Below are 26228 nucleotides of genomic sequence, written 5' to 3'. Positions count from 1 at the left end.
CCGCGCGCAAGTACGTCCTGTGCAACGCCGACGAGGGCGATCCCGGCGCCTTCATGGACTGCTCCCTGCTCGAGGGCAACCCCCACTCGGTGATCGAGGGCATGATCATCGGCGCGTACGCCATCGCCGGCGGCGACGCGGAGGCCGTGGGCTACGTCTACGTGCGGGCGGAGTATCCCGTGGCGGTCGAACACCTGAGCGTGGCCCTGGACCAGGCGCGGCGGGCGGGTCTGCTGGGCGCGGACATCCTCGGCTCGGGCTTCGGCTACGACATCCGGATCAGCCGTGGCGGCGGGTCTTTCGTCTGCGGCGAATCGACGGCCCTGATGAAATCCATCGAGGGCGAGATCGGCGAGCCGCGCGCAAAGTACGTCCACACCTCCACCAGCGGCCTCTACGACAGCCCGACGGTCCTGAACAACGTGGAGACCTGGGCCAACGTGCCGCTGATCGTCGGCCGGGGCGCCGAGGCCTTCGCCGCCGTGGGCACGGACGAGTCGAAAGGCACCAAGATCTTCTCGCTGGTGGGCAAGGTCGTCAACACGGGCCTGGTCGAGGTGCCCATGGGCATGACCCTGCGCGAGATCGTCTACGACATCGGCGGCGGCATCCGCGACGGCCGTGCGCTGAAGGCCGTGCAGACCGGCGGACCCAGCGGCGGCTGCGTCCCCGCGTCGATGCTGGACATACCCGTGGACTTCGGCGAGCTGACCCGGGCCGGCTCGATGATGGGCTCGGGCGGCATGATCGTCATGGACGAGCGGACCTGCATGGTCGACGTGGCCCGCTACTTCACGCGATTCCTGGCGGATGAATCCTGCGGCAAGTGCGCCGCCTGCCGTCTGGGCCTGGACCAGATGCTGGCCATCCTGGAGCGCATCTGCGCGGGCGAGGGCGCGCCCGGCGACATCCCGGCCCTCGAGCGGCTCTTCGACGTCCTGGACGACGGTTCGCTCTGCGGCCTGGGCAGGAGCGCGGCCAATCCGGTGCGCTCGACCCTGAAGCACTTCCGCGACGAGTACGCGGCGCACATCGGCGACAGGCGGTGTCCGGCCGGCGTCTGCCGCGAGCTGATCGTCTTCGAGATCACCGACGCCTGCAACGGCTGCGCCGCCTGCGTGAAGGTCTGCCCCGCCGACGCGGTCACCGGACGCAAGAAGGAACGGCACACGATCGACGTCGAGGCGTGCACCAGCTGCGGCCTGTGCCAGGCCACGTGCCCCGAAGACGCCATCATTGCGAGGTAGGCGCGACTTGAGCGACGCGATCCGCATCACGATCGACGGACAGCCGGTGGCGGTCGCGCCGGGCGCCACGGTCCTGGACGCCGCGCGCGAGCTGGGCGTGCGCGTGCCGACCCTCTGCGACCACCCCTCGCTGGAGCCCAGCGGCGCCTGCCGCCTGTGCGTGGTGGAGATCACCCATGCGGACTGGGGCGGCTGGTCCGGCCTGGTCGCCTCGTGCCTCTACCCCGTGGCGCCGGGCCTGCAGGTGTCGACCACCTCCCGGAAAGTCAGGGCGACGCGCCGCACCCTGCTCGAACTCTACCTGGCGCGCTGTCCGGACTCCGACGAGATCAGGGCCGTCGCCCGCCGCGAGGGCGTCGACGGCACGGCGTTCCCGCCCCGGGCCGACGCCGACATGTGCATCCAGTGCGGCCTCTGCGTGCGCGTGTGCAACGAGCTGAGCACCCGGGCCCTGGCGCCGCTGGGACGCGGCACCGCGAAGACGGTCGGGCCCCGGCCAGACGAGGTGGGCGAGGATTGCGTCGGCTGCCTGGCCTGCGCCGAGATCTGCCCCACCGGCGAGATCGGCTTCACGCGCGCCGGCGGCACGCTGAACATCTGGAACCACGCCTTCGACGTGGCCGTCTGCGAGGTGCGGGACGACCATTGCCGCGGCTGCGGGATCTGCGAGGAGGTTTGCCCCTTCGACATCCCGCGCGTCTACGCCGTCCGTGGCGCCGGATTTGTCGCGACCATCTCGCCGCAGACCTGCACCGGCTGCGGCATCTGCGCCGGCGCCTGTCCCACCGGAGCCATCACCCAGCGCCACCACCCGGACGCGGACCTGATCGGCGCGCCCGACCTGCGCGGCCGGACGGTCACCTACGCCTGCGCCCGCTCCGAGCTCGCCGACCGCGACGGCCTGATCGCGGTCACCTGCGTGGGTCGCGTAGGCGTGGACGACATGCTGTCCTGCCTGGCCCGCGGCGCCGACGGCGTGCAGCTGATGTGCCGGGACCGCGACACGTGCCCCTACGGCGAGGGCGGCCACCTGGGCGAGCGACAGGTCGAGACGGCGCGCCGGATCGCTGCCTGCGCCGGGCTGGGCGCCGAACGCCTGGCGTACGTCCGGCCGCGCCCGGGCGCCGGCGGGCCCGACCTGGCGGTCGCCGCCTTCCGCGACGGCCTGGCTTTTTCCCCGCTCGCGGTGACCTGCCCCGATGCGCCCACGGTCGGCCGCGGCCTGGACCGTGCGCTCGCGGTGGCGGACTGGCTCAAGTCGCGACCGGAGCTGGCGCCGCACGTTCCGGACGGGATCGCCGCGCTGTTCCCCGTGGAGCCCGGCGCGGCCGACGTCCTGTACCTGGGCGACCTGGTGGAGCTGGACCTGTTGCTGGACGGCCTGGTGGCGGGCTGGCGCCTGCGCGACGTGCTGGCCGCGGCCGGCGCGCAGCTCCGGGACCTCGGGCTGAAGGTCCGCCTGGCCGCGACGGCGCGGCAGGCCGCCTGCGCCGCCCGCCTGATCGTCTGCGACCGGACCGCCGTGACGGATTTCGCGGGCGAGATCGTCTCGCTGGACGAACTGGCCGGCGCCGCGGGCAGCGGCGACACGCCCTTCCGCTTCCGCATCACCCGGGACGAGCGCCGGGACATGGTCGCGCGGCTGCAGGCGTCCGCCGACGTCGGCCTGCGCGCGGGCCCGCACGACCTGGCCCAGGCCGCGCTGCTCACGCGCCGGGGGACATGGCTGGAAGGCCGATTCGCCGAGCCCACCGCATCCTTCGACGGCACCGTGAAGGTGGGACGATGAGCGACCGCCGCATAGCGTCCCATCCCATCCTGCCGCCGCTGACCGACGAGCGGATCGCGTTCACCTTCAACGGACGGACCCTGGCGGCGCGCAGGGGCGAGGTCATCTCGTCGGCACTCTACGCCGCCGGCATCTCGGTCTTCGGACACCACCACAGGGACGACGGCGCCCAGGGCATCTTCTGCGTCAACGGCCAGTGCTCCCAGTGCACCGTGGTGGCCGACGGCCGGCCGGTGAAGTCCTGCATGGTGCCGGTGACCCCCGGCATGACGGTGCAGAGCTGCGAGGGCCATCCCGGCCTGGGCGAGGTCGCGCCCGAGGCGATCAGTCCCGACGTGCCCGACACGGCCGTCCAGGTGCTGATCATCGGCGGCGGTCCCGCCGGCGTCTGCGCCGCCAACGAGCTGGGACGGCTGGGCCTCGAAGTCCTGATCGTCGACGACAAGCAGGAGCTCGGCGGCAAATTGAGCCTGCAGACCCATAACTTCTTCGGCTCGGTGGCCGACTGCTACGCCGGTCTGCGCGGGGTGGACATCGGCCGCAGGCTGGCCGACGAGGTCACCGCCCTGCCCGCCGTCGAGGTCTGGCTGAACGCGACGGTGGTGGGCGTCTTCAGCGACGGCAAGTTCGGCGTGGCCGGCCCGGACGGCTACCGCCTGGTCACCCCGCAGGCCACGCTGATCACCTGCGGCGCCCGCGAGAAGAGTCTCGCCTTCCCCGGCTGCGACCTGACCGGCGTCTACGGAGCCGGCGCCTTCCAGACCCTGGTGAACCGGGACCAGGTGCGCTGCGCCGAGCGGCTGTTCATCATCGGCGGCGGCAACGTGGGCCTGATCGGCGCCTACCACGCGCTGCAGGCGGGCATCGACGTGGTCGGACTGGTCGAGGCGCTGCCCCGCTGCGGCGGCTACAAGGTGCACGAGGACAAGATCAGGCGCCTGGGAGTGCCCGTCTGGACCCGCCACACGGTGGTCCGCGCCGAGGGCGACGAGAAGGTCGAACGCGTCGTCACCACCGCCGTCGACGAGTCCTTCCGGCCCATCGCGGGCACCGAGCGCGCCTTCGACGTGGACACGGTCCTGGTGGCGGTCGGCCTGTCGCCCGTGGACGAGCTGCTGGTCAAGGCCCGCGAGTACGGCATGACAGTCATGGCCGCCGGCGACACCAACGAGATCGCCGAGGCCTCGGCGGCCATCTTCGCGGGCAAGATCGCCGGCCGCAGGCTGGCCCGCGAACTGGGCGTGGACGTGCCCATCCCCAGCGACTGGGAGAGCTTCGGCGAGATGCTCAAGCACCACGGCGGCGAGCCCGGCGCCTTCGCGGCGCCCGAGATCGACGCGCCCGTCTACCCGCTGCTGCGCTGCGTCCAGGAGATCCCCTGCAACCCCTGCACCGAGGCCTGCCCGCACGGCCTGATCTCCATGCCCGGCTCGATCCTCGCGCTGCCCGAGTTCTCCGGCGTGTGCGAGGGCTGCGGGCAGTGCGTCATCGCCTGTCCCGGCCTGGCCATCAACCTGGTGAACAACGACTACGACCCGACCGGCGAGAAGGCGCTGCTGACCGTGCCCTTCGAGTTCGCCGACGAGACGATCCCCTTCGGCGAGGAGGTCGTCACCGTCGACATGGAGGGCCGCGATGTGGGCACGGGCGCGGTGATCGCCGTGCGCGAGCGCGAGGACCAGGATCGGCGCAAGCTGCTCCTGCTCGAGGTGCCGTACGCGGACAAGCACGCGGTCGCGGGCTTCCGCATCCGCGAGCCGTGGCAGGGCGAGCCGGTCGACTGGAGCGCAACGGACGAGGATCCCATCGTCTGCCGCTGCGAGCGGATCCGCAGGAGCGAGATCGTCGCGGCGATCCGCGACGGGGTGCGCGACATGAACCAGCTCAAGGCCGTGGTCCGCTCGGGCATGGGCGGCTGCGGCGGCAAGACCTGCACCGAGCTCGTGCTGCGCCTCTACCGCGAGGAGGGCGTGGCCCCGTCCGAGGTGACGCGCCCCACCATCCGGCCCCTGGTGGCCGAAGTGCACCTGGGCGACTTCGTCCGACGGGTCGCGGAGGAGGTCGACTGACGTGGCCGCCAACGGGACATACGACGTGATCGTCGTCGGCGCGGGCAGCGTCGGCAATCCGAGCGCCTGCTTCCTGGCCCAGGCTGGCCTGAAGGTGCTGGCGCTCGACCGCCGGCCGGCCGCCGGCCAGGGCGACAACAAGGCCGCCATCGGCGGCGTGCGCGCCACGCATTCCGACCCCGGCAAGATCATGACCTGCAGCGAGAGCCTGAAGATCTTCACGACCTGGGAAGAGACGTACGGCTTCGGCATGGGCTGGAAACCGGGCGGCTACTGCTTCCCCGTCTTCGACGCGCAGATCGAGGGCGTGCTGAAGGGCATCCTGCCCCTCCAGAAGGCCCACGGCCTGGAAATCGACTGGGTCGATGCCGACCGCATCGCCGAGCTCTGCCCCGGCATCACGCGCGACGGCCTGCGCGGCGGCACCTACAGTCCCAACGACGGCCAGGTCTCGCCCCTGCTGGCGCCGGTCGCCTTCCAGCGCGAGGCACAGCGCCACGGCGCCGAGTACAGGTTCAACGAGCGCGTCCTGGGCTACTTGCGCGAAGGGGACCGCGTAACCGGCGTCCGGACCGACCGGGGCGAATACCACGCCGGAGAGACCCTGCTGGCCGCCGGCGCCGACGCCTCCGAACACGGCGGGATGCTCGGTTTCGAGATCCCCGTGGCGCCGGATGCGCACGAGGCGGGCATCAGCGCGCCGGTCGCGCACTTCCTGGCGCCGCTGGTCGTGGACCTGCGCCCCGGCCCCGAGGGCAGGACCGCCAACTTCTACTTCGGCCAGAACCACGAGGGACAGATCATCTTCTGCTACACGCCCAAGCAGCTCTTCCCGGGCACCGACCGCGAGTCCCTCTCGGAATTCCTGCCCATTCTGGCCAACCGGATGATCTCGCTGATCCCGCGCCTGCGGAATCTCCTGATCCGCCGCGTCTGGCGCGGCTGCTACCCCATGACGCCCGACGGCGTACCCATCATCGACCGCATCGAGGGCGTCGACGGACTGCTGCTGGCGGTCGGCATGTGCGGCCAGGGCTTCATGATGGGACCGGGGGTGGCCAAGAACGTCACCTCGTTGATCCTCGGCGGCCGCTCGACCCTGCCCGACGAGGTGCATGCCTGCTTCCGCTTCAAGCGCGATTACTGGGCTGCGAAGAAAGAAGCCCTGAAATAGACATATTGCGACATCTTATGACAAAGATTGACAATGTTCGCCATTATTGCTATCATGTTCACCACACTTCAAGGGAGGCGACCGTGATGCGGAGTGATTATCCCGAGATCCTCACCCTCCAGCAGGCGGCCGAACTGCTCCAGGTGTCGGAGCGGACCATCCAGCGCATGGTCAAGCGCGGCAAGATGCCCGGCTCGCAGATCGGTGGCCAGTGGCGCTTCGACCGCGAGCAGGTCAAGGCGCTGGTGCGTGGCGAGTGGGCGCCGGAGCCGAAGCCCCTGACCCAAAGCGAGTTGATCGAGAAGGAGTCGAGGAAGCTAGGCGTGGACCGGCCCGAGACCCTGATCGAGCTGCAGAGGCAAGCCAGAAAACGCCTGGAACAAGAGCGGGACGACTGACCCGGCCGACGCGCAAACGAAGACCCCGCCTCCGAAGAGGCGGGGTCTCGCTGTCGACGCTATCGTCGAGGTCGGACTACCAACCCGTGCCGCGGTTTTCGCGGCGGGGACGCTCGCGCGCCTCGTTCACGTTGAGATCGCGGCCGCCCAACTGGGTGCCGTTGAGGGCGCTGATGGCTGCGTCGGCGGCGCCGTCGTCCATCTCCACGAAACCGAAGCCGCGGGGGCGGCCGGTGTCGCGGTCGTTGATCAGGGCCACCGAGTGGACCTCGCCGTGCTGACCGAACAGGTTGCGCAGCTCATCCTCGGTAGCGGTGAAGGGTAGGTTTCCGACGTAGATCTTCTTCATCTCATTCTCATCTCTGCCGGCTATCCGGCGATCGCAGGCACTCGGGGACACCGGCCTAATCCGGTGATTCTCCGTGCCTCCTACAGACCCGGCGACGATTCGAGCCGGGCCGCAAACCAACGGTCCCGGCCCTTTCTCCGGTCCGAAACCGCCATTGGTTGCTCGCATAGACTATGCCGTATCAGGGAAAAGTGCAAATAAATTATTCGCCCGGGACGCAGACCGCCGGTGTCACCGGTAGAGGGCCTTGACGGTGCTCCAGGTCGCCGGCTCGTTCGCGGTCGGTGCGGTCGACAGTGCCACGAGCGTGACCTCGTATGTCCCGGGATCGATGGGCACGGTGGCGATCGTGGGATAAGGCGCCACCCAGAGCAACTCGATCCGAAAGTGACCGGTGGTGATCAGATGCGGTTCCAGCGTGGTATGCAGGACGAAGGTCAGCGGCGGATCGACGGGAGCGTCGGCCCAGAGCTGGGCCTCGGCGTCACCCTCCCAGAAGCAGAGGGCCTCGACCGGACAGCGCGAATCGGCGAGGATGGCGTTGAAGCCCACCACCAGGCCGCCGTCCCCCACCGCGACGGATTCGCCGACGCCGAGGACGAAGGGCTCGCCCAGGGGTACGGAGGCCGCCGCGGCGGCGGCCGCGATCAGGCACAGCGTGGACAGAAAGAGCGGGATTGGTGAACTGCGCATGACGGCCTCCGTTCTGAAAAGGTCCCGTCAATAGTGTACGGCATCATCCGGCTCCTTTCAAGCCGGCGTGCGATAGGGCGGCGCGCGCACGTTCAGTCGAAGATCTTGTACTGCGCATCCGACGGGGATTCCTGCTCGACCGCGGGCTCCGGCGCCGAGAGCTCGGCGAGCTTCCCCAGGAAGTCGATGCCCTCCAGCTCGAAGAACTCGTCACGCGGGAAGACCTCCACCTCCCGTTCGGCGTCCTCCAGGGTGAAGCCGCCGGGCAGCACGGTCTGGTCGACCCGCACCCGATAGCGGCCCGGCTTGATCTCGCCCAGGTAGTAGCTGCCGTCGCGGGCGGTGATGGAGTGCCCGGCAACGTTGCCTTCGCCGTCCACGAGCAGAATACGCAATCCCGCCACCCCCTCGATCGTCTCGTCGGCTGTGGATCCCCGGACCGCGCCGAGAACCGAGCCGAAGGCGCCGATCCCCAGGTTGACCTCGGTGAACATGCCCGAGCGGACGATGGCGTCCTGGGTGCCGTGGGTGGGCGTGTAGACGGCGGGCAGGTTTTCCGCGTCGAGGCTGACCCGCGCCCGCAACCGGTAGGAGGAATTGGGGATGACGAACAGCCCGCCCTTGCCCGAGGAGATCCGCCAGCCCATGTCCGTGTCCAGGGCGACGTTCTCGACGCCCGGCTCTCCACCGTCGGGCACACCGTTACCGTTGTAGTCGAGGAAGACGCGGCCCTTGACACCGCCCATGTCGGGGTTCAGGCGGTCGTCGACGATGGGAATGGGTTTGCGGTCCGCGAAGCCGACGTTCAGCTGGACCATCACCGAAAAGCGCACCGTCCAGTCGTCCTTCAGGAACTGGTTCTCCAGCACCACGCGATTGCGGTAGCTCCCCCCGAGCAGGTACTCGAGGCGGTTCTGCAGATACAACGAACGATCGCTCCAGTCGTAGCCGGGAGTGAAGCGCCACTGCCACGACTCGCCGTAGGAGGCGCTGCGCATCAGGTCCAGGTAGCTGCGCTTGGTGTCGCCGGTCGAGCGGTAGGCCGCCGAGAGCTGCCAGCGGGCGCTGAGCCGACGACGCAGATCGAAACGCGAACTCTGCGAGCCGCTGCCCAGGGACGAGCGCGCATCGAAGTTGCTGGCCTGCCTGCGGATCCGATCGAAACGCGAGGACGTGCCGTCGGGCAGCTGCTCGCGCATGATCCGCCTGATGTCGTCGCCGATCACGAAACGGCTCCGCAGGGTCCAGCCCCCCAGCAACCCGCTGTCGAGCCCGATCACGTCGTAGCGGTAGGGCGAGGCGTCGTCGAGCCAGACCAGGTTGGTGCCCAGGGTGAGGGTCGAACGGGGGATCAGCCTGCGCAGGTCCCAGGACAGGATCGTGTCCCGGATGCGGACGGTGCGGCTGCGCTCGCGGTCGAGGTTGTCGCGGGAGGACGAGCCGCCGAAGGTGATCCGGTCGCCCGAGGGGGAGCGCCAGACCATGCTCAGGCTACCGCCCGCCACGTCGCGCAGGTCGGCCCTCTGTCCATCGAAGAACGACGGCCCGTAGCGGAAGTAGGCGGGATAGAGACGCAGCCGGCCCATGTGCAGCTCGGCGTTGGTCCGGTAGGCCCAGTCGGCGCTGGACATCTCGCCGGTCTCGCTCCGCGCCCCCTCGACCGTCAACAGCAGGGGGTCGGCCACCTGCCAGATCAGGCGCGATCCCAGGTGGGTGCTCTGCGAGGGCAGGGAGTCGGTCTCGCCCTGGCCGGTGAAGCGGAAGGCATCGGCGCCGAAGAGATCCTGCTGGTGGGCCGCCGAACCGCTCAGGGTGAGGTTCTCGGTCAGGCCGTAGTTCATCCTGCCGCCGGCGAAGAAACCTTCGCCCCCGAAGTCGTCGACCGCAGCCAGACGTCGGCCGCCCAGGGCGCCGACGAAGGCCAGCTGCCCGTCGTCGATGAGGCTGTCCGTACCCAGGACCTCGCGTTCGACCTCCTCGACCGTGCCGTCCGGCGCGGCGATGACGATGCGCACCTCGTTGAGCCGGCTGACGAAGAGGTTGAAGCCGTCGAAGCGGTAGACGCCCTCCCCGGGCGGCGCGTGGTCGGTGTCCTGGACGATCTGCACATCCACGACGCGTTCGTTGATCAGCAGGGTCACCTCCGAACCCAGGGGGGCGTAGCCCTGGATGACGTGACTCTGCTGGAATGTCTCGCGGCGTCCCATCAGCGACGGGTCGCGATCCCTGCTCGCGCCCCCGACGCTCCCGTTGAAGCGCAACCCGAGCAGGTTCAGCGCGGGAAAGGTCAGCTCGGTCAGGCCCAGGTTGCTGGTGCCGAGAGCCACCTCCACATCGTCGTAGCAGGTGTTCCAGAAGACGCGGTCGATGCGATAGCCAGCCCCCGGCGAGGACTCCTTCTGGGTCACCGTGGTGGTCAGGTTCCCGCCCAGGGCGTGACCCCAGAGGCCATAGCGGGGCGGCGCGAAGGTGCCGGCCGGTTCGCTGTCGCCTTCGCTGGTGATGATGCTGCTCTGCATGTTGACCTGCAGGAAGTCGATCCTGGGCGCCAGGGAGCGGTCGAGGCCCGCAGTCGGCAGCATGCTGGGCAGCTGTATGCCGGCGCCGGGATCCCGCCGCGAGAGCAGCCCCACGCCCCCGTGCTCCCGCCGGAAGACGGCGATCTCGCGGTCGACGGTGAAGGTGTACGCGTAGCGCAGCGGATCCCAGAACATCTCCATGGCCAGGACCGCGGGCAGTATCTCGTCGGGCACGTAGATCTCGGATTCGAAGGTCAGGTCCGATAGACCGACCAGGGTCGCGCACGGCCGGGTCCCTTGTTCGTCGCTCAGCGTGCCGGCTACGTGGTCGAGGACGACCTCGCCCGCGCCGTCCGGCCGGAAGGAGACGGTGCTGCCGGTCGTCGTCACCTCGACCTGCAGTGCCTGGAGGATCCGCAGCAGCGGCAGGCGACGCCGGCCGTCGACGTCCTCGACGATGTCGAGATCCGCGATGACCAGCCGCTCGAGCCGCGTGCGTCCCTGCAGGGTGAAACCCGCCAGGTTGGTCTCGATCACCGGGCCGGTACTCCCCGCGGCGCCGACATCGGCACCCGGAGAGACCGCGGCCGCTTCCGACCGGGCGATCGCTCCCGCGCCGAGGCAGAGGAGCATCGCGCCCACGGCCAGGATGAATCCGTAGGCGGGGATGCCGCCGCGACGGAGAGACGTCGCGACGGATCCGGCGTGCCGTGGCCTAGGGCGTTCCACTGTCGTACCCGGCAGGGGGTTCATCCCGAACCCCGGTCTGTCCGGCCAGCACGTCCTTGAAGTTCTTGGAGGTGCAGCGCACGCGGACCGTGTACGCGCCCGGCGGATAATCCCCCGCCAGCAGGCGCTCGAAGCGGCGCTCGCCGCCGGCGAGGATCGTGTCCTCGCCGAGAGGGCCGTCGGCCACCGGGTTGCCGTCGGCGTCCAGGACCTCGCAGGTCCCCACGACCCTGGCCCGGCCATTGCCGGTATTGGCCACGCTGGCGACCACGGCGAACCCCTGATCGCTGCGCCAGGCCTTCAGGTCGGTCAGGCTGCACTGGAAGACGAGGTCGCCCTTGCGTCCGACGATGGGGACCAGGATGTTGGTCCGCACCTCGATGGCCACCGACTTCCCGTCGGTCACCTCGCTCTTGCTGACCAGGCCCACCAGCGGCTCGAAGCGCAGGGCGGCCCAGTACTCCCCGTCGTCTAGGTTCTTGGGGGCGACGACCGTCAGGCGGATGGACCGGCTCTCGCCGGCCGCGAGGGTGAATTCACGCGGGTTGAACTTGATCCAGCTGGCCATGGACTGGGCGTCTGGTTCGACCGTCTCGAAGCTGCCGCCCGCGGTGTAGACGAAGTGCACGGTCTCGGCCCGGTAGCGGAGTTCCTGGTCGGAGACGTTGGTCACGGTCACGACCTTCGCGGGACGCCCCTTCGAGAGGTCGAGTTCCACGAAGGCGGGTTGGACGGACAGGGACGCCGCGGCCGGCGTCGACAGGATCAGCAGGCAGAGCGCCAGGACGGCGCTGCCCGCGCGGCGGATGCAGAAACTGGTCATGACTGGGCCTCGTTGCTGGGGTTGATCGTGCAGCATGTCTGGGCCTCTCCTGTGGGTCCCCGGCCGGGCCCGTGCCCGGCCGGGTTTGATGCGCGCCGGCCGGCTGCCGGCGCTGGAAAACATCACGGCAGAACGATCATGGCCTCGAATTCGACGTACCCGCTGTACTCGCCCATGGGCTTCTCGGGGTCGCTCTGAATCCAGGTCACTTCCATGACGATGTCCTGGCTGAAGTGATTGTTCTGGCTGCTCTCGAACTCGACCCATTCACACTGGTGGCCGGGGAAGACCCCCATCACGGTGAAGGGCGCCACGTACGCGGCGTTGTTGTCCTGGCCATTGGTGGGGTTGGCGTCCGGGCAGACGAACGAGATCCCTTCCGGCAACGAGACCAGGATCGGCGGCACTTCGGGATTGACGGGATCGTCGCCCTTGTACAGGTTGCTGGCCGCCCCCCGGAACATGCAGGTCTGGGTGTTGGCGTCGACGCGGAAGGGAATGTAGCCGAAGATCGGGCCGACCTGCACGCTGCTCAGGTCCGTGAAGGCCGCGCCCGGGGCCACGGTCATGTTCGCGTCGACCTCGACGAAGACCTCCATGGTCGCGGTGTCATCCGGATCGGCATAGGCCAAACCGGCCGCGAAGATGCAGGCAAACATCAAAAATAGTGCTGTCTTACGCATCGTATGTACCTCCGTAAGAGGGTTCAAGTCTTGCGGACCGATCTCGGGATCGGTCAACTCGCGCCCCCAGCCCACGGCGACGCGGCTGTCCGCCGCGTCCCGGCCGTCCAAACGGCCCTCATCGTTCGTTCTCGAAACCGTACGCTGTGAGGCCCCATGTCCGGATCCTCCGGACTTCCTCGATCCGAGTAGGAAGCACCCCCCTTCGCATCCGCCCGTCTCGGGGCTAGAAACCGACGATCTCCGCCTCGAAGGCCAGCGACGATCCGTAACGTCCTGCTGCCAGCGGCGGTGTGCCGTCGAAGCGGATGTATACGGGGATCTGCTGGACCGTGACGGAGAACGGGAGCGGTTCCTCTCCCACTACCAGGACGACCGGACCATTCTGGATGGTCTCGCACTCGGACCTCTGGGGCCTCCACCCAACACCTCTATCCACGACACAGGCCGACAGCACGTCGATCGGGATGACGGCATCGCCGTCCATCATGACCAGATCCGCCGACCCGTGAATCATCAGTCTCCAATTGCTGTTGCTGATCAGGGAAATCACCACCGTCGGGCTCTCGCCCGTGAAGCCTCCGTCCGGCACCGACACGTCGCAGGCGGGGAATATCGACGTCGAGAACTGGACCCAGGGTTCGATATCGAACTGCAGGGTGCAGGACGCATAATCGGTCAGGGGCGCACCCTGCGGATCCAGCAGGCGCGCGAGCACGGTGAGTTCGTAGGTCCCCGGCGGGTCCCCTTGGTCCAGATATGCCTGCAGCCCGGTGGCCAGACGCAGCCAGTCGGCCACGATCTCGTAGGGAACGTCCGAGCCGCGGCGCTCGGTGTAGATGTACGGCTGGAGGTTGACGACCTCGTTGGGCACCTCGGGATGCACGACCGTGACCCGGGACAGGGGCAGCTCCAGGCCGTCCAGCGTGCGGCGGATGGGACCTTCGAGCATCAGTTCCAGCTGCCACGAAACCGCCGACAGCACGCGCAGGACCGTCGATCCCGAGAGCATGTCCGACTGCAGCGACTCCAGGGTCGAATAGGTGCCGATATAGAAGAAGGGGGGGTCGAATTCGACGCTGGGGTCGGGCTGGGCCGGCGCCGAAGCGGCAGAGAGCACCGCGAGAGCCGCAAGCCCCAGGCTGCGGACACATCCGGCTCCACTCGATGCCTTGCTGCGCCACGTCAATCTGTACATGATTCGACCGTTCGTTCGTACGTCGGCCGCGGACTCGCATCCCACCAAGCGGTCAGACGTTGCTGATCGTCCCGCACCGCCGGCAGCGGATGGAGGCCACGCCGCCCTCGACCATGACCCAGAGTTCTTTCCAGCGAACCTCGAACTGACCGCCGCCGCCCTTGATGCCCAGCAGCAACTGGCACTTGGGGCAGCGGATCTCGACGCTGGTGCTTTCTGCGATGCGCGCGAGAGGCCGTTCCATTGATCCTCTCCGGTTTCCGAGGTCCCTTGATGACCGAGAGTCCACGAAATAGACCCTCGACGACGTCTGGTTGCAGTCAACCCGGTCGCGGAGGGTCTCTGGGACCTCTACAATCCGCTCGCAATAAGCAGTCAAGGAGGTGGTAAATAGAGGGCCAGCCGGAAGATCGAGATGTCAATCGTTGCGCGGAGGTATCTTTGATCTTCCGTATGGACCATCGACCCACTCACGGATGCCGAACAGCGCTGCGAGCTTTCCCTCCGCGTCCTCAGCTCTCCCAACTCGGTGTAGTCGGCTCCGTTCTCCCTGGTCTCAGATACGGGACTCATGGCGAGCCCGTTATGATAATTCGACACCACCCTATCACGACATCACAACATTATCAACCACATAATCATCATAACATGCACATCGACATTTCGTGCCATGTCTATATATGACAATTAGATACAGTACATCAAGCAGATGTCTATATATCTGTCGCCAGTAGGTCAGCACAAGAAATCTGAGGATTCCGGAAGTAATCTCATCCCTGCGGATCCCCCGGCGCCAGGACGAATCGACAGGGATGCTCCGGCTTCGTCAACGCGACACCCGAGTCCCCCGGTTCCCGTGGCATCGCCCTTGTGCCTAGCGCACCAGCATCAACCGCACCCTGCACACCGCGCCGCGCGCCGAGGCGCGGCCGACGTAGACGCCTGATGCGACCGCCCGGCCGGCATCGTCCACGCCGTCCCAGACCAGCTCGTGACGTCCCGCGGCGTAGGGCACGCCCGATGCCAGGGTCCGCACCACGCGACCCGACACGTCATGGATACGGAAATCCACATGCGCCGCCGCGGGGAGCTCGAAGGCGATCGTCGTGCGCGGGTTGAAGGGGTTGGGATGTGCGCCGTGCAGCTTGAAGGCCGAGGGGGCGTCGCTGGCGCCGGTGGTGGTGGTCGGTGCCACCGCCGGGCTCTCGTTGCCCGCGAAGTCGATGGCCGAGATCCTGTAGAAGCTGTCGAAGCCGCCGCCGCCGTCCAGCCAGGCGGAGTCCACGGTGGTCTGCAGCGGATTCCCGGGATCGATCGCGAAGCCGGGCGCATCGCCGCGGTAGATCTTGAAGTAGCGGAAGTCCGCGTCCGCGCTGGGTTCCCAGCTCAGGGCGACGCCGGCGCCGTAGGCCGCCGCGAAGCCCTCGGGCGCGTTGGGCGCCAGGTTGTCCACGGAGTAGCCGCTGTCGGGCGCGGAATCGTAGTAGGTCAGCGGCGCAGCTGTGGCAGCGCGTACGAAGAAGACCGACATGTGCAGACCATCGGAGATGGTCGAGTCGGCCAGGGTCGGCACGATCAGGCTGTAGGTCGTGTGACCGTGGGCCGGCACCGCGCCGGCGAACTCCCAGTCCTCGAAGGACTTGTCGGAAGCGGACACGGGCGCGCCGCGGACAGGCGGCACCGGTCGTCCCGCCGCCGCCGGCGGCAGGGGATCGAGGCGGCGCCAGGCCTCGTACTGGAGGATCGGCGTGGTGGCGCCGAGGTCGTCCTGGCCGGAGCGGCGCAGGGTGATGCGCACCGTGCGCCCCTGGTCGTTGGGCACGTCCGCGATGCCCTGGATCAGGGGGGCGTCGGGCAGAGGCTCCACCGTCACCTCGAAAGCGTCCTCGATGCTGCGGCCGACCGAGTCGGTAGCGCGGACGGTGACCACCGCCGCGCCGTCCATCAGCTCGTTGAAGGAGATGTCCAGACAGCTGTCCGCGTCCACGGTGGCGGTCAGCAGATCCAAGTTGGTCCAGCCGACGACCTCGTAGGCGAGTGCGCTCCCCTCCTCGGGATCCCAGAAGACGTCGGTGAGACAGACATGGTTGTCGACGGGCGGCGCGGTCTCCTGGACGAGCAGGTCCGGGATGGACACGACGACCTCGGGCGGGAAACCCGGCGGACCGAGCAGATAGCGCGCCAGCAGGACGTCGTAATAGCCGGCGTTGGCGAGCGGACCGCCGCCCAGGTCGATCGTTCCGTCGGTATAGCCACCGAGAACCAGATAGTCCCCGGGGGCGGAAGCTAGGGCGTCACCGTAATCCAGGCCAGTGCCGCCGAAGCTCGCCGACTCGACGTGGCCGCCGTCACCGGGATCAAGCACGGCCACGAAGATGTCCTCCTGGCCGGCACTGACCAGTTCGCCACCGCCGAAGTCGATGCGATCGCCATAGTATCCCGTGATAGCGGGGCAATGCGTGTCGGTGAGGATCAGGTCCATCATGAACGATCCGTCGGCGTCTGGGAAGATTCTGCTCCAGTAATGGGCGCCGTAGGCGTCCAGACAGGCCACGTAGACGTCCCAGCCGGCGCCGCCGTCCAGCGCGCCGCCCCCGAAATCGATGCTCGCGACGGTGCTGCCGCCCAGGTAGATGTAATCGAGGTCGGCGGCCACGGCGGCCACCGCATCGTGATCGGCGTCACCGTAGCTGTAGGCGAAGTAGATCTGACCGGTATCACCGTAGAACTTGGCCAGGAAGACGTCCGCCTGGCCGGCGCTGGTCAACGGACCGGAGCCGAAGTCGACAGTGCCGTAGAACTCGCCGGCCAGCAGGATGTCGTCGTTCATATCCACGGCCACCGCAAGTCCTTGCTGGTTGCTCGCGTCGCCCCAGGAGAATGCGTAGAGACAGGTGCCGTAGGGATTGTACTTGACCAGGTAGATGTCCTGACCGCCGGCACAGCCGAGTCCCCCGCAGAAGTCCGCGACGGGCCCGTAGAACCAGCCGGTGATCACCACGTTGCCCCACGAGTCCACGACCAGATCGTTGGGCCGATCGCTGCCGGTCCCGCCCCGAGCGATGCTCCACAAGTGATTGCCGAGACCGTCGAACTTGGCCAGGAAGGTATCCTCGTTGCCCGGGCCGGTCAGGGGTCCGCCCCCGAAGTCCACGATGCTGCGGAACCAGCCCGTGAGGTAGATGTTGCCGGCGGCATCCACGCCCACGGCGATGCCCTGCTGGTCGCTCGAGTCGCCGAAGGACCGGCTCCAGATATGGTTGCCGTCGACGTCGAACTTGGCCAGGAAGGCGTCGTCGCCCCCGGCGCAGGACAGGGTGCCGCCGCCGAAGTCGATGTCGCCCGCGTGGTGTCCGCAGACGATGACGTTGCCCGCCCCGTCGACGCAGACGTCGCGCAGCAGTTCGATCTGCTCGCCGCCGAAACGCCGGCTCCAGGCGTGGGTGAAGTCCTTGGACGCGCCGGCGAGCGCGGGTGCGGCGGTCGACACGACCAGCAGGACGATTGTGATGGCGCGACTCATGGTTACACCTCCAGGTATGTCCGTTCGGCGCCCGGGCTCATTTGACCAGCGCCATTCTCACGGTATCGACCGCATCCCCGGCGATCAGCCGACAGACGTACACCCCCGCCGCAACCGGCTGACCGGCATCGTCAATACCGTGCCAGGTCCTCGTGTATCCGCCGGCGGGCATGAGCCTGCCGTCGGCCAGCGTCCACACCCGCCGCCCGGAGATGTCGAAGACGGCCAGCCGTACGCGCGCCGCCTCCGCCAGCTCGAAGGCGATGGTCGTACTGGGGTTGAAGGGGTTGGGCACGCAGGGATACAGGCACGCGATTCGCGGCGGCGCGTTCACGGACGTCAGGACACAACCCACCGGCAATGCACCGACAAGCCCCCGCACCGGAGCGTAGGCCACGGAGCAGGGCGAACCGCAGCCCAGCGTGTACGGATGTTCGGGATTCAGCGCGCCGCAGAAGAGCGGGTCCGCCTGGAAGTTGCCGGCAAGACCGAACTGGCCGGCGAGCGGGCCGATCCAATCGCCGCCCGCGTTGCCGTGGATGTCGCAGCACTTGAGTTCCAGCAGGCCGGCGCCGTCCCAGTGCAGCCCTTCTCCCCCGGCACCGAAGGCGATCAGGCAGTTCTCCAGCAACATGGGCGACACGGTGGACGAGACGACGCTCAGTCCCGCGCCCACGGGCGCCTGGTTGTCGGCGAAGGTGCAGTTGCGGGCGAACACCAGGCCGACGTTGTCGAGCAGGATCGCCCCGCCCTGGTCCGCGTCGTTGCCCGCGAAGACGCAGCCCTCCATCTCGAGGGTGCCGTACGAGAGCACGGCCAGGGCCCCGCCCTCGGCGGCGGTGTTGTCCAGGAAGAAGGAGTTGGTGATGGTCAGCGCGCCGGCGAAGTTCGCCACGGCGCCACCCCGGTCGTCCGCCGTGTTGTTGGAGAAGATGCAGTTGTCGATGACCAGCGGGATGCCTTCCCAGACGGTTACCGCGCCGCCGCTGAAGTCGTGCGCGCCGGTGATCGTGATGCCCTGCAGACCCAGGGCGTATTGCTGCTTTCAGCCGCCGACGTCGAGGGCGAAGCCCCAGTGGGGATCGTCGGGCGCGCCCTGGCAGTCGATGACGCAGGCCGTGGGGTTGCCGCTCTGCGAGGCGATCGTGAACAGCTTCTCTGCGTTGTAGAGGTCGCGGTTGCCCGGACCGCTGTATACCCCGTCGGCGAGCACGATGTCGTCGTCGGACTGGAGCGAGTCGATGGCGGCCTGGATGGTGGGCGCGTCGCCGGTGCCGTCGGCGTGGACCTCCCAAGTGCGCGCGGAGACCCGTACGGTGGTGGACAGGATCAGGATCAGGACCAATGCGAACATGCATGCGGACACGAGGTATCACCCCCCGGGATACGACATGGTGTTCCGAGCTGCGGGGTGTCAATCATACCGCATTTTCAAAATCAGGGACAGGGCTTTGGCAGCCGCGATCGGACAAGACGGGGCCAGCGCCGCCGGAAGGGCGCCGGCCTCGTGCGTCAAGGGCGACCTACCGGTAGATCGCCTTCACCGCCCCCCAGGCGCCGCTCACGTTGGCGATGGGGTCGCTGCAATCCACGCAGCTGACCGATAAGTCGTAGTAGTAGAAGACGCACGTCTGCTCGAGCATGCCGATGTAGTAGGTGCCGGCGGGCAGGCAGACGGACCAGTCGGTCTCGCTCTGGGTGACCTGGATGTAGTCGATGCAATGCGTGCCCAGGCAATCCTCGAAGAGAAAGAGGTAGGTGGCGGCCGCGTAGGGGATGACCAGGTGCATGGTGATCTGCTGGGTCGCGGACAGGGTCACCTCGAAGACCGTGCCGCCGCAGACGGAGAACGGATAGCCGCAGACGAGCGAGCCGCCGGGATAGCCGCCGAACCCGACGGGATAGTTGGTCACGGGGCCGTCGCAGTCGATCGGCACGACGATGTCGCAGCCGGGCTGGGCGTGGGCCGGACCGGCGACGAGGACGGCGGACATTAACAGGCCCACGCACAGGATGAGGAGGCGCATGTCATCTACCTTTCGAGATATGTGGCCGGGCGGGGTACCATGAAGAGTATATCAGTCTTGTTATGCGGATGGCAAGGGGGGTAAGCGGCAAGCCGGCGAAGGGGGACATCGAGCACGAAAAAACGAGATAGTTGACAAGTCAATATTTGACAAGTCAACTATCCCGTTCTTGCGTGCCGCAACAACATATCATAGAGCGACAGCACTCGCTCCATCTCCTCATCTCCTGATCTCTTCGGCCGGCTTCACCAGCCCCAGGACATGCGGTCGGTGCCGGGGGTGCCCCCTCGGAGCTCCCCCGTTCGCCGTCTCAGTCGGCGTACCCGGCCTTGATCTCGCCCCACGTGCTGGCCGCCTCGACCGGCACGGGGTTCTCGCAGGTCTCGATACGGGTCGTGTCCTCGGTCACGCCGCCCATCCCGTCCAGGACGCTGCCGGGGTAGCCCTGGAAATCGATCCGGCAGTTGATGTCGAAGAAGCTGTCGACCTGGAAGTCGGAGCTCGGCGGGCCCAGGCGCGTGAGCGTGGTGTGCCCGGGGCTGGGCAGACCGAAGCCGTTGCCGGCCTGGACGAGCAGAGTGCAGAAGTCAGGATGGGTATGTCAACGGAACTGTGTAACCAGCCTCTCATGATCTATCTGGGCACCCTTCCCTCGAACACGATCGAGAAGTAATTCAGGGCGGCGGGCCAGTCCTGGACCGGCATTGTCCATCTCTTCGAGACCCGCGGGATCGCCCTCATCGGATCTCAAAACCACCTCACCCCGTGGAGGTGCCCGCGGTATATCGCTTCAAAAGCACGGTCCAGCGTTCATCATTTGACCAGCACCATCCGCACCGTCTGGTGGAACGCCTCCGCTTCCAGCCGGCAGAAGTAGACCCCCGCGGCTACCTGCTGGCCGGCGTCGTCCGTGCCGCGCCACTGCGCCTCGTGCCACGCCGGCCCGTCGACCGGGCCGTCGCGCAAAGTGCACACCCGCCGCCCCTGCAGATCGAAGACGGCGAGCCGCACGCGCGCCGGGCGAGGCACGGCGAAGCGGATCGTCGTGGACGGGTTGAACGGGTTGGGGTAGCTGCCCGCCAGCACGAAGCGCGTCGCCGTGCCGGCGGCGTGATCGTCCACCCCCGTCGGCGGCCCGATGCTGAACCAGCGCTCGTTGGTGGCGGCGCCGGCGTTGCCGGCCACGTCGGTGACTGTGACCCGCACGCGGGCGCTGTCGGTAGTGGCCTCGGGCACCGTCCAGTCGAAGGTGGTGATCAGCGGGTCGGTGATGGCGGCGATGGGCAGCCAGATGGCCCCGGCGTCGATCGTGTAGTGGAGCACAGCGTCGTCGACGCCCGAGGCAGGGTCGTCGGCCGACCAGGCGATGGTCACCAGCTGACCCTCCACGAGGTTCTGCCCGCCCACGGGATTGATCACCTGCACTTCGGGCGACGTGGCGTCGATCCAGAAGGGTCCCATGTGCTGCGGATTGACGGCCAGGTTGCCCGGCATGTCCCGGGCCAGGACGTGGAACCAGTGGTCGTCGCCGTCGGGCAGGGGATCGCAGGTGTACTCCACGTCCATGACGGTCAGCGACAGCGTGTCCGGCACGGTGGCCGGCAAGTGGTCCCAGAGCACGCGGTACTGCACGTTGCAGGGGTCGGTGGCGTCCTCCCAGCGGGTGGTCACCTGCGGAACGGTCGACCAGGTCGAGACCGCATGCGTGGTGCTCTCGAGCCAGTCTGGCCAGGTGGGCGCCGTGAGGTCCACGCCGAAGCTGTAGCAGGGCGTCCAGGAGCTGACGCCGCCGCAGACGTGACGCGCGCGCACGTGCCAGTACCAGGTGCCTTCGGCCAGGGGCGGCAGGTAGCAGACGTTGGTGGTCACGACGGTCGAGGTGTCCATGCGGCAGGATGTGCCCCATTCCACCTCGTAGGTGCAGGGGTATTCGACTGGCATCCAGCTCAGGTTCGCGTTGGCGTTCATGCAGGCGTAACCGTCGGGCGGGAAGGGCGCGTAGGGCATCGGGTAGATGCCCGGCAGGGTGCTGAAGTCGCGGCAGGCGCTCCAGTCTCCCCAGTTGCCGCAGACTCCCTTCACCCGCACCTGGTAGAAGTAGGTCGTGTCGCCGTCCAACCCGGTGACGTCATGGTAAGGCGTCGTCGACGGCAAGGGGTAGGTGCCGCCGCTCCCGCAGCTCTCCCCCACCCGCAGCTCGTAGCCGGTGGCCCCGGGCACGGGCTGCCAGGCGATGGACACCTGGGTCGAGTCCTGGCAGATGTCGCCGACGCCCGGCGTGAGGAAGGCCACCGCGGAGGTGGGGATGTCCAGGGTCGTGAAGCTGCGGCAGTCGGACCAGGGGCTCCAGGAGCCGCAGTACTTCTTGGCGCGCACGGTGGCGTAGTAGGTGGTGCCGTTGTCCAGGCCGCTGACGGTGTGCTGGCTGCCGCTGCCGACGTCGATGAGGGTCTCGCCGCACCAGGTGCCGAAGCGCAGCTGGTAGGTCTCGATCAGCGGCTGGTCGTTCCAGTCTATGGTGCGAGCCAGCGGCTGGCAGGTCTCGCCCTCCAGGGGCGAGAGGATCACCGGCGTGCCGGGCAGGGGACAGTCCACGAATATGGAATCCAGCTCGACCGCCGAGGTTATGTTGTTGCCCGGGTTGGCGTCGGCGTAGTTGAGGATCACGCCCAGGAAGTAGCGTCCCGACGTGGTCGCGGGCGGTACCGAAGGCGGCGGCCAGACGCCCACGGTCTGGGCGCTCATGGCCGGCAGGTTCACCGGTACGGACACGTCGTCCAGCCATACGTCGCCGGTGGTGATGTTCTGGTCGGCGGAGAGATAGATGTCGCAGATCACGTTCGTGTTGAGCCCCTGCTCGGCGTAGCTGGCCAGGACGAAGGTGAACTCGGCGAGCTGATCGCCGGGGTCGAAATTCAGCCCCTCGGCCTGCACGTAGATGGGCATGATGTCGGGCGACGAGGGCATGTCCGCGTAACGCATGACGCCGATGTCGGCGAACTTGTTGTCGGTGATCAGGCAGTCCTCGGAGATGGTCTCGCGGTCGCTGCCCCGGAAGATCGCGTAGACCACGTTGTCGCGCACGGCGCCGCAGCCGCTGGAGCCGCCCCAGGAGGCGTTGTTGAAGTAGGCGATGTGCAGGTCCAGGGGATAGTCCGACCAGCAGTCGTCGAAGCTGCCGGCGTTCTCGTACATCTTCTGGCCGTCGAAGAAGTCGCCCTCGGACGGGTAGGAGCGGTGCACCCAGCCGCCCCCGTAGTACCAGTCGCAGTCGTCGTTGTAGCCGTAGCCCCGCCAGCCGGTCAACGCGCCGATGGGCCGGTCCAGGTCGAGGATGGCCACGTCGTGGTGGTGGTCGTGGTCGACGGTCCAGCCCTCCCAGGAATGGATCTGCACGGCGTGGGCGTGCCCGAAGGGCTCGTTGCCCTCGTCGAGACCCGGTATCACCCGGACCTCCTCGGCCCACCCGGGATGGTCCTCGTCGTAGCTGTAGACGCAGTGCCCGGCCGTGATCACGTGCATGGGATCGATGAGCGTGCCCGAACATTGCCCGCCGTAGGGCTCGTTGCAGGGCGGGCCCCAGCAGAGGTTGACCTTCACGTGCATGGGATAGGTGCCGACGCTGGGATCGCCGATCTCCGTCCACGCGCCGAAGTTCTTGGCGGCGGGCTCGGCAAACGGGTCGGTCAGGACTCCCTCGCCGCCGGGGTGGAAGTACTCCGACAGGAACTCCTCGCGCGTGACCTCCTCGCGGATGGTGACCTCGCCCGTGCGCAGGTCGCGGGTGACGATGCGGCCTAGGGGACCCGCGGGAATGGACGGGTCGGACAGGCCGGGCATGATCACCGTATCGGCGGACTCGATGCGGCCGTCGGGGGTCTGCTTCAGGGGCGAGAAGGTGGGTGGGTCGGCCTGGACCGCAGCGGCAAGGGCCGAGCACAGACCGAGGACTACGAAAATCGCTTGTATATCTTGTCTCTGGGACATGATTCCCTCCTCCCCGTTAGATATTGAGCATAACAGATCAAGACGGGAGGCTCAAGGCTGGAGCTTCCCGCGGGGGTATCCCGCGGCATATCCACACAGCTTGTCGAAGTCGTAGTGGACGCCGAGGCGCACGGCCTCGGTGTTGCCGATATTGCAGCCGTTGACGGGCATCGCGGCGAGGTCGGGACGCGGGGCCATCTCGACCAGCCAGTCGATCTCGGCACAGCAGGTGCCGGAGAAGTCCGGGACAGCAAGGGTAGTGAGACGATGCCGCCCCACATCTTAAGTAATGAGGTGGCGTGACTATCCTATAGTTGCAATTAATAGATCCTACTTCACCTACGTCATGCGCCCAACAGCGCTTCGCTTGCCTGCTTCGAGTAGATAGAAGTACACACCAGCCGGCACCGACTGACGTTGATCTGTCATCCCGTCCCAAGTCACCGAATGACGACCGGCGTTTACCGAGGTCGCATCAACCAGCGTTCGCAATCGACGCCCGGATGCCGCGATCGATTTCTTCACCGTTTATACGGCCACATTCAGTACGCTCTACGTAATCCTGGTCTTCTCGCTCGAGCGACGCCAGATCGTCCACTTCAACGTCACGGCCAGTCCCTCAGCTGACTGGATAATCTTGCAACTGATCCAGGCATTCCCGTTCGACTCAGCGCCTCGATATCTGATCCGGGACCGGGATGGCATCTATGGATATCAAGCCGCTCATTCGCTAGCCGCAATGGGCATCGAGCAGATCGTCACTGCACCACGATCGCCATGGCAGAACGGCTACTGCGAACGTGTCATCGGGACGATCAGGCAGGAATGTCTCGATCATGTGATCGTGCTTGGCGAAAGGCATCTGAAGCGAGTGCTGAAGGAGTACTTGGTCTACTACCATGAGTCCCGGACACATCTTGGACTCGAGATGGATTCGCCAGAGCCGCGGGCCATCCAGGGCCAGGATGTTGGCCCCGTGGATAGCAAACCCGTCCTCGGCGGTCTGCATCACCGCTACTACCGCAAAGCTGCCTAGGCTCCTCGGTTTGGATTATCGGGATTGGTAGATCGGTCTGCCCAATAGCAACGAAGGGCAGGATCTTGCCGCGGGCACCAGTTATTATGATGACGATATCGACACTCTCAATCCAGATTTCCTACGTTACCACCCAACAGCCGATCTCATACAGGGATGCCTTCTCATGGAAGGGACAGGTCTGCCCCGCTCCCACCACGGGCCATATTATCACGCAGCGCCACTCCTCACCGCTACGAATGAGCTACTTGAAGCCGAAACCTACATGATCGGCGAACCTGGATTGCCTGAATTGATTGCCGGATGAATATTCGGGAGGCACAGGGACAACCGGCTAGGTGAAGCGGCGAAGCAAGAGCTCCAGGGTGAATGCCCGGTTGAGCTGGTTCTTGCCATGGATCGCCTCGACGTCGACGTACTCCGAGATTCGCAGCGGCCGATCCTCGAACACGGCCTCCCGCCAGGGCGATTGCGCCCAGAATGGCCTCTCGGGCATGAACGTGAGCTGGGCGTACGCGCGGCGCTGATAGCGCCGACGAATGAAGGTGGGGATCCTCAGCTTGAGCCAGGTCCGCAGCCGTGTCTTCAGGGGTGCCACTGCGTCGAACGACCAGCCGTAGGCCGACGGATAAGAGGCGAGGCCGGCGTCGAGGCTCGTGATGAGTGCCGCCTGGAACCGCCCGTTTTCCCGCCACGGGACGGGCAGGCGGAGGCTCGGTTCGGTGAGCGCCGGCTCCGAGAACGGCAGCATAGCGGGGCCGAAGAGGTTGTTCACCTGGTTGTCGGGCGACATCCAATACCTGATCCGCTGGCGCACATAGAGGCCATCGATCTGTTCGCGGGTGAGACAGCCGTCCTGGGCGCCGACGAGATCGGCATAGGCATCTGCCAGCCGCTCGAGCATGCGGTTCCAGTCGGCGGGGTCGCGAAGGGCGCGGCGATCGATACGCTCGTAGCGATGGTGCAGGAAGTCGATCACGGTGGTCCCGGCATTGAGCACCTTCCAGAAGTTCCGGTAGATCTCGCCGCCGCCGCCGTTGAGATACATAGCGCCGTCGGCGGCACGTCGTATGCGCGACGGGATGTCGGAGCCGTTGCCGAAAACGCCCAGGGTGCCACGGCCATCGTGGGTAACGAACGACTCCTCGAGCACGGCCGGGAACTCGTCGGCCGACGGTGTCGGGTGCTCCGATTTGTCGATATGGTCCAGGGTCAGCCCTTCCACCGCGGCGATGTTCTTAGCAATGCGCACGTCGATATCGGAGGCGCCGCCGTAGACCAGCAGGTCGGGTGTCGCACCGACGGCCCGCAGGACCGCGACAATGAGACGGCTATCGAACCCGCCCGTCAGCGGGGTCGTGATGCGGCCTGGATGCATTGTGCGGTATGCGGTGAAGAGCTCGATCAGGCGGGATCGCACGTCGTCGACGGCGTCACGGAACGAACGGGGCGAGGATGGCTGCGAGGCGACGTCCAAGGCGGTCAACTTCATTGCGTCCGGGGTCATCTCGATGGCATGCGCCGCAGGCAGGCGGTCGATCTCCCTGAACACTGTCCGCTCGCCGGTGGTGATGCCGAGGTACAGCCTCTCGAGCAGGCTCAACCGATCGACGGTGTGTGGTCGTCCGGCGTCGCCGAGCATCAGGTACGAGCTGGATACGGCGCCGGACCGGGTGTCGAGATAGACGTGCGCCATGTTGCCGCGGTCGCTACTCACCCAGATCCTGCCGTCCTTGTGGAGGAGGATCACAAACTGTCCAGTCGTCTCGGACAGTTGCCGCCATGTGCCATCGAACCCTTCCAGGAACGCAGCCAGGGCTGATGGTCCCATCCGGCCTCGGAAACCGAACGAGCCCGCTGCCACCGCAAGATCGCCCTCCGGTGTCTCGTGGATGCAGTCGTCCAGCGGTCGGTGCAGTGATTGCAGGTCGAGGGTGAACCAGGATCGATAGCGGCGGCCCTCGGACAGACCGCCGACGGGGGG

The 26228-nt window shown here is 67.2% G+C and carries 21 protein-coding genes; 6 read left to right on the top strand and 15 right to left on the bottom strand.

Features of this window, described 5'->3' with window-relative positions; all coding sequences use genetic code 11:
* From KJ554_03765 to KJ554_03745, 5 genes are all read left to right on the top strand, one after another.
* A partial coding sequence (locus KJ554_03765) for a 4Fe-4S binding protein (protein ID MBU0741454.1) occupies positions 1-1247 on the top strand: 1247 nt, incomplete at its 5' end.
* A 7-nt stretch (positions 1248-1254) separates the two neighbouring features.
* Entirely contained in the window at positions 1255-3036 is a 1782-nt protein-coding gene (locus KJ554_03760) for a (2Fe-2S)-binding protein (protein ID MBU0741453.1), read from the top strand.
* Positions 3033-5105, top strand: a complete 2073-nt coding sequence (locus tag KJ554_03755) for an FAD-dependent oxidoreductase (protein ID MBU0741452.1) — start codon at positions 3033-3035, stop codon at positions 5103-5105. The genes KJ554_03760 and KJ554_03755 overlap by 4 nt, the downstream gene beginning before the upstream one ends.
* A gap of 1 nt (position 5106) precedes the next feature.
* Complete coding sequence (locus KJ554_03750; protein ID MBU0741451.1) at positions 5107-6279, top strand: FAD-binding oxidoreductase; 1173 nt, start codon at positions 5107-5109, stop codon at positions 6277-6279.
* Positions 6280-6365: 86 nt separating this feature from the next.
* Positions 6366-6677 (top strand): helix-turn-helix domain-containing protein, encoded by a 312-nt coding sequence (locus tag KJ554_03745; GenBank protein ID MBU0741450.1) that lies wholly within the window; start codon positions 6366-6368, stop codon positions 6675-6677.
* A 76-nt stretch (positions 6678-6753) separates the two neighbouring features.
* Here KJ554_03745 and KJ554_03740 read toward each other — a convergent pair whose 3' ends face one another.
* The 14 genes from KJ554_03740 to KJ554_03675 form a co-directional block, all read right to left on the bottom strand.
* The gene (locus KJ554_03740) at positions 6754-7026 is read right to left on the bottom strand and encodes an RNA-binding protein (GenBank protein MBU0741449.1); all 273 of its coding nucleotides are present in this window, start codon (positions 7024-7026) and stop codon (positions 6754-6756) included.
* Between the two features lie 231 nt (positions 7027-7257).
* Entirely contained in the window at positions 7258-7719 is a 462-nt protein-coding gene (locus KJ554_03735; protein MBU0741448.1) for a hypothetical protein, read from the bottom strand.
* Between the two features lie 92 nt (positions 7720-7811).
* Positions 7812-10880 carry a hypothetical protein gene (locus KJ554_03730; GenBank protein ID MBU0741447.1) on the bottom strand — a complete coding sequence of 1023 codons (3069 nt, stop codon included), beginning with the start codon at positions 10878-10880 and terminating at the stop codon, positions 7812-7814.
* A gap of 73 nt (positions 10881-10953) precedes the next feature.
* Complete coding sequence (locus KJ554_03725) at positions 10954-11790, bottom strand: DUF916 domain-containing protein (GenBank protein MBU0741446.1); 837 nt, start codon at positions 11788-11790, stop codon at positions 10954-10956.
* Positions 11791-11912: 122 nt separating this feature from the next.
* Positions 11913-12473 carry a hypothetical protein gene (locus KJ554_03720; protein MBU0741445.1) on the bottom strand — a complete coding sequence of 187 codons (561 nt, stop codon included), beginning with the start codon at positions 12471-12473 and terminating at the stop codon, positions 11913-11915.
* A gap of 226 nt (positions 12474-12699) precedes the next feature.
* Complete coding sequence (locus KJ554_03715) at positions 12700-13671, bottom strand: hypothetical protein (GenBank protein MBU0741444.1); 972 nt, start codon at positions 13669-13671, stop codon at positions 12700-12702.
* A 52-nt stretch (positions 13672-13723) separates the two neighbouring features.
* Positions 13724-13915, bottom strand: a complete 192-nt coding sequence (locus KJ554_03710) for a hypothetical protein (GenBank protein MBU0741443.1) — start codon at positions 13913-13915, stop codon at positions 13724-13726.
* 630 nt (positions 13916-14545) lie between these two features.
* Positions 14546-17194: a hypothetical protein gene (locus tag KJ554_03705; protein MBU0741442.1), complete on the bottom strand. Its 2649-nt coding sequence runs from the start codon at positions 17192-17194 to the stop codon at positions 14546-14548.
* Positions 17195-17231: 37 nt separating this feature from the next.
* A complete protein-coding gene (locus KJ554_03700) occupies positions 17232-18089 on the bottom strand; it encodes a hypothetical protein (GenBank protein ID MBU0741441.1) in 858 nt (285 codons plus the stop codon).
* Positions 18090-18239: 150 nt separating this feature from the next.
* Entirely contained in the window at positions 18240-18560 is a 321-nt protein-coding gene (locus tag KJ554_03695) for a hypothetical protein (GenBank protein MBU0741440.1), read from the bottom strand.
* A gap of 157 nt (positions 18561-18717) precedes the next feature.
* Entirely contained in the window at positions 18718-19221 is a 504-nt protein-coding gene (locus KJ554_03690) for a hypothetical protein (protein MBU0741439.1), read from the bottom strand.
* Between the two features lie 813 nt (positions 19222-20034).
* Entirely contained in the window at positions 20035-23208 is a 3174-nt protein-coding gene (locus KJ554_03685) for a trypsin-like serine protease (GenBank protein MBU0741438.1), read from the bottom strand.
* A gap of 51 nt (positions 23209-23259) precedes the next feature.
* Positions 23260-23406 carry a hypothetical protein gene (locus KJ554_03680; protein ID MBU0741437.1) on the bottom strand — a complete coding sequence of 49 codons (147 nt, stop codon included), beginning with the start codon at positions 23404-23406 and terminating at the stop codon, positions 23260-23262.
* Between the two features lie 141 nt (positions 23407-23547).
* On the bottom strand, positions 23548-23733 hold the full coding sequence (locus KJ554_03675; GenBank protein ID MBU0741436.1) for a hypothetical protein: 186 nt from the start codon (positions 23731-23733) through the stop codon (positions 23548-23550).
* On the opposite strand from KJ554_03675, the gene KJ554_03670 reads away from it, so the two are divergent.
* Complete coding sequence (locus KJ554_03670) at positions 23720-24244, top strand: integrase core domain-containing protein (GenBank protein MBU0741435.1); 525 nt, start codon at positions 23720-23722, stop codon at positions 24242-24244. The genes KJ554_03675 and KJ554_03670 overlap by 14 nt on opposite strands.
* 334 nt (positions 24245-24578) lie before the next feature.
* On the opposite strand, the gene KJ554_03665 is transcribed toward KJ554_03670, so the two are convergent.
* Positions 24579-26228, bottom strand: a 1650-nt coding sequence (locus tag KJ554_03665) for a hypothetical protein (GenBank protein MBU0741434.1), incomplete at its 5' end; no start/stop codon positions are given.

The sequence above is a fragment of the bacterium genome (assembly GCA_018814885.1).
GTDB lineage: Bacteria > Krumholzibacteriota > Krumholzibacteriia > LZORAL124-64-63 > LZORAL124-64-63 > JAHIYU01.
The sequence above is the reverse complement of the archived record's forward strand: the minus strand, read 5'-3'. Positions and strand labels throughout refer to the sequence as shown.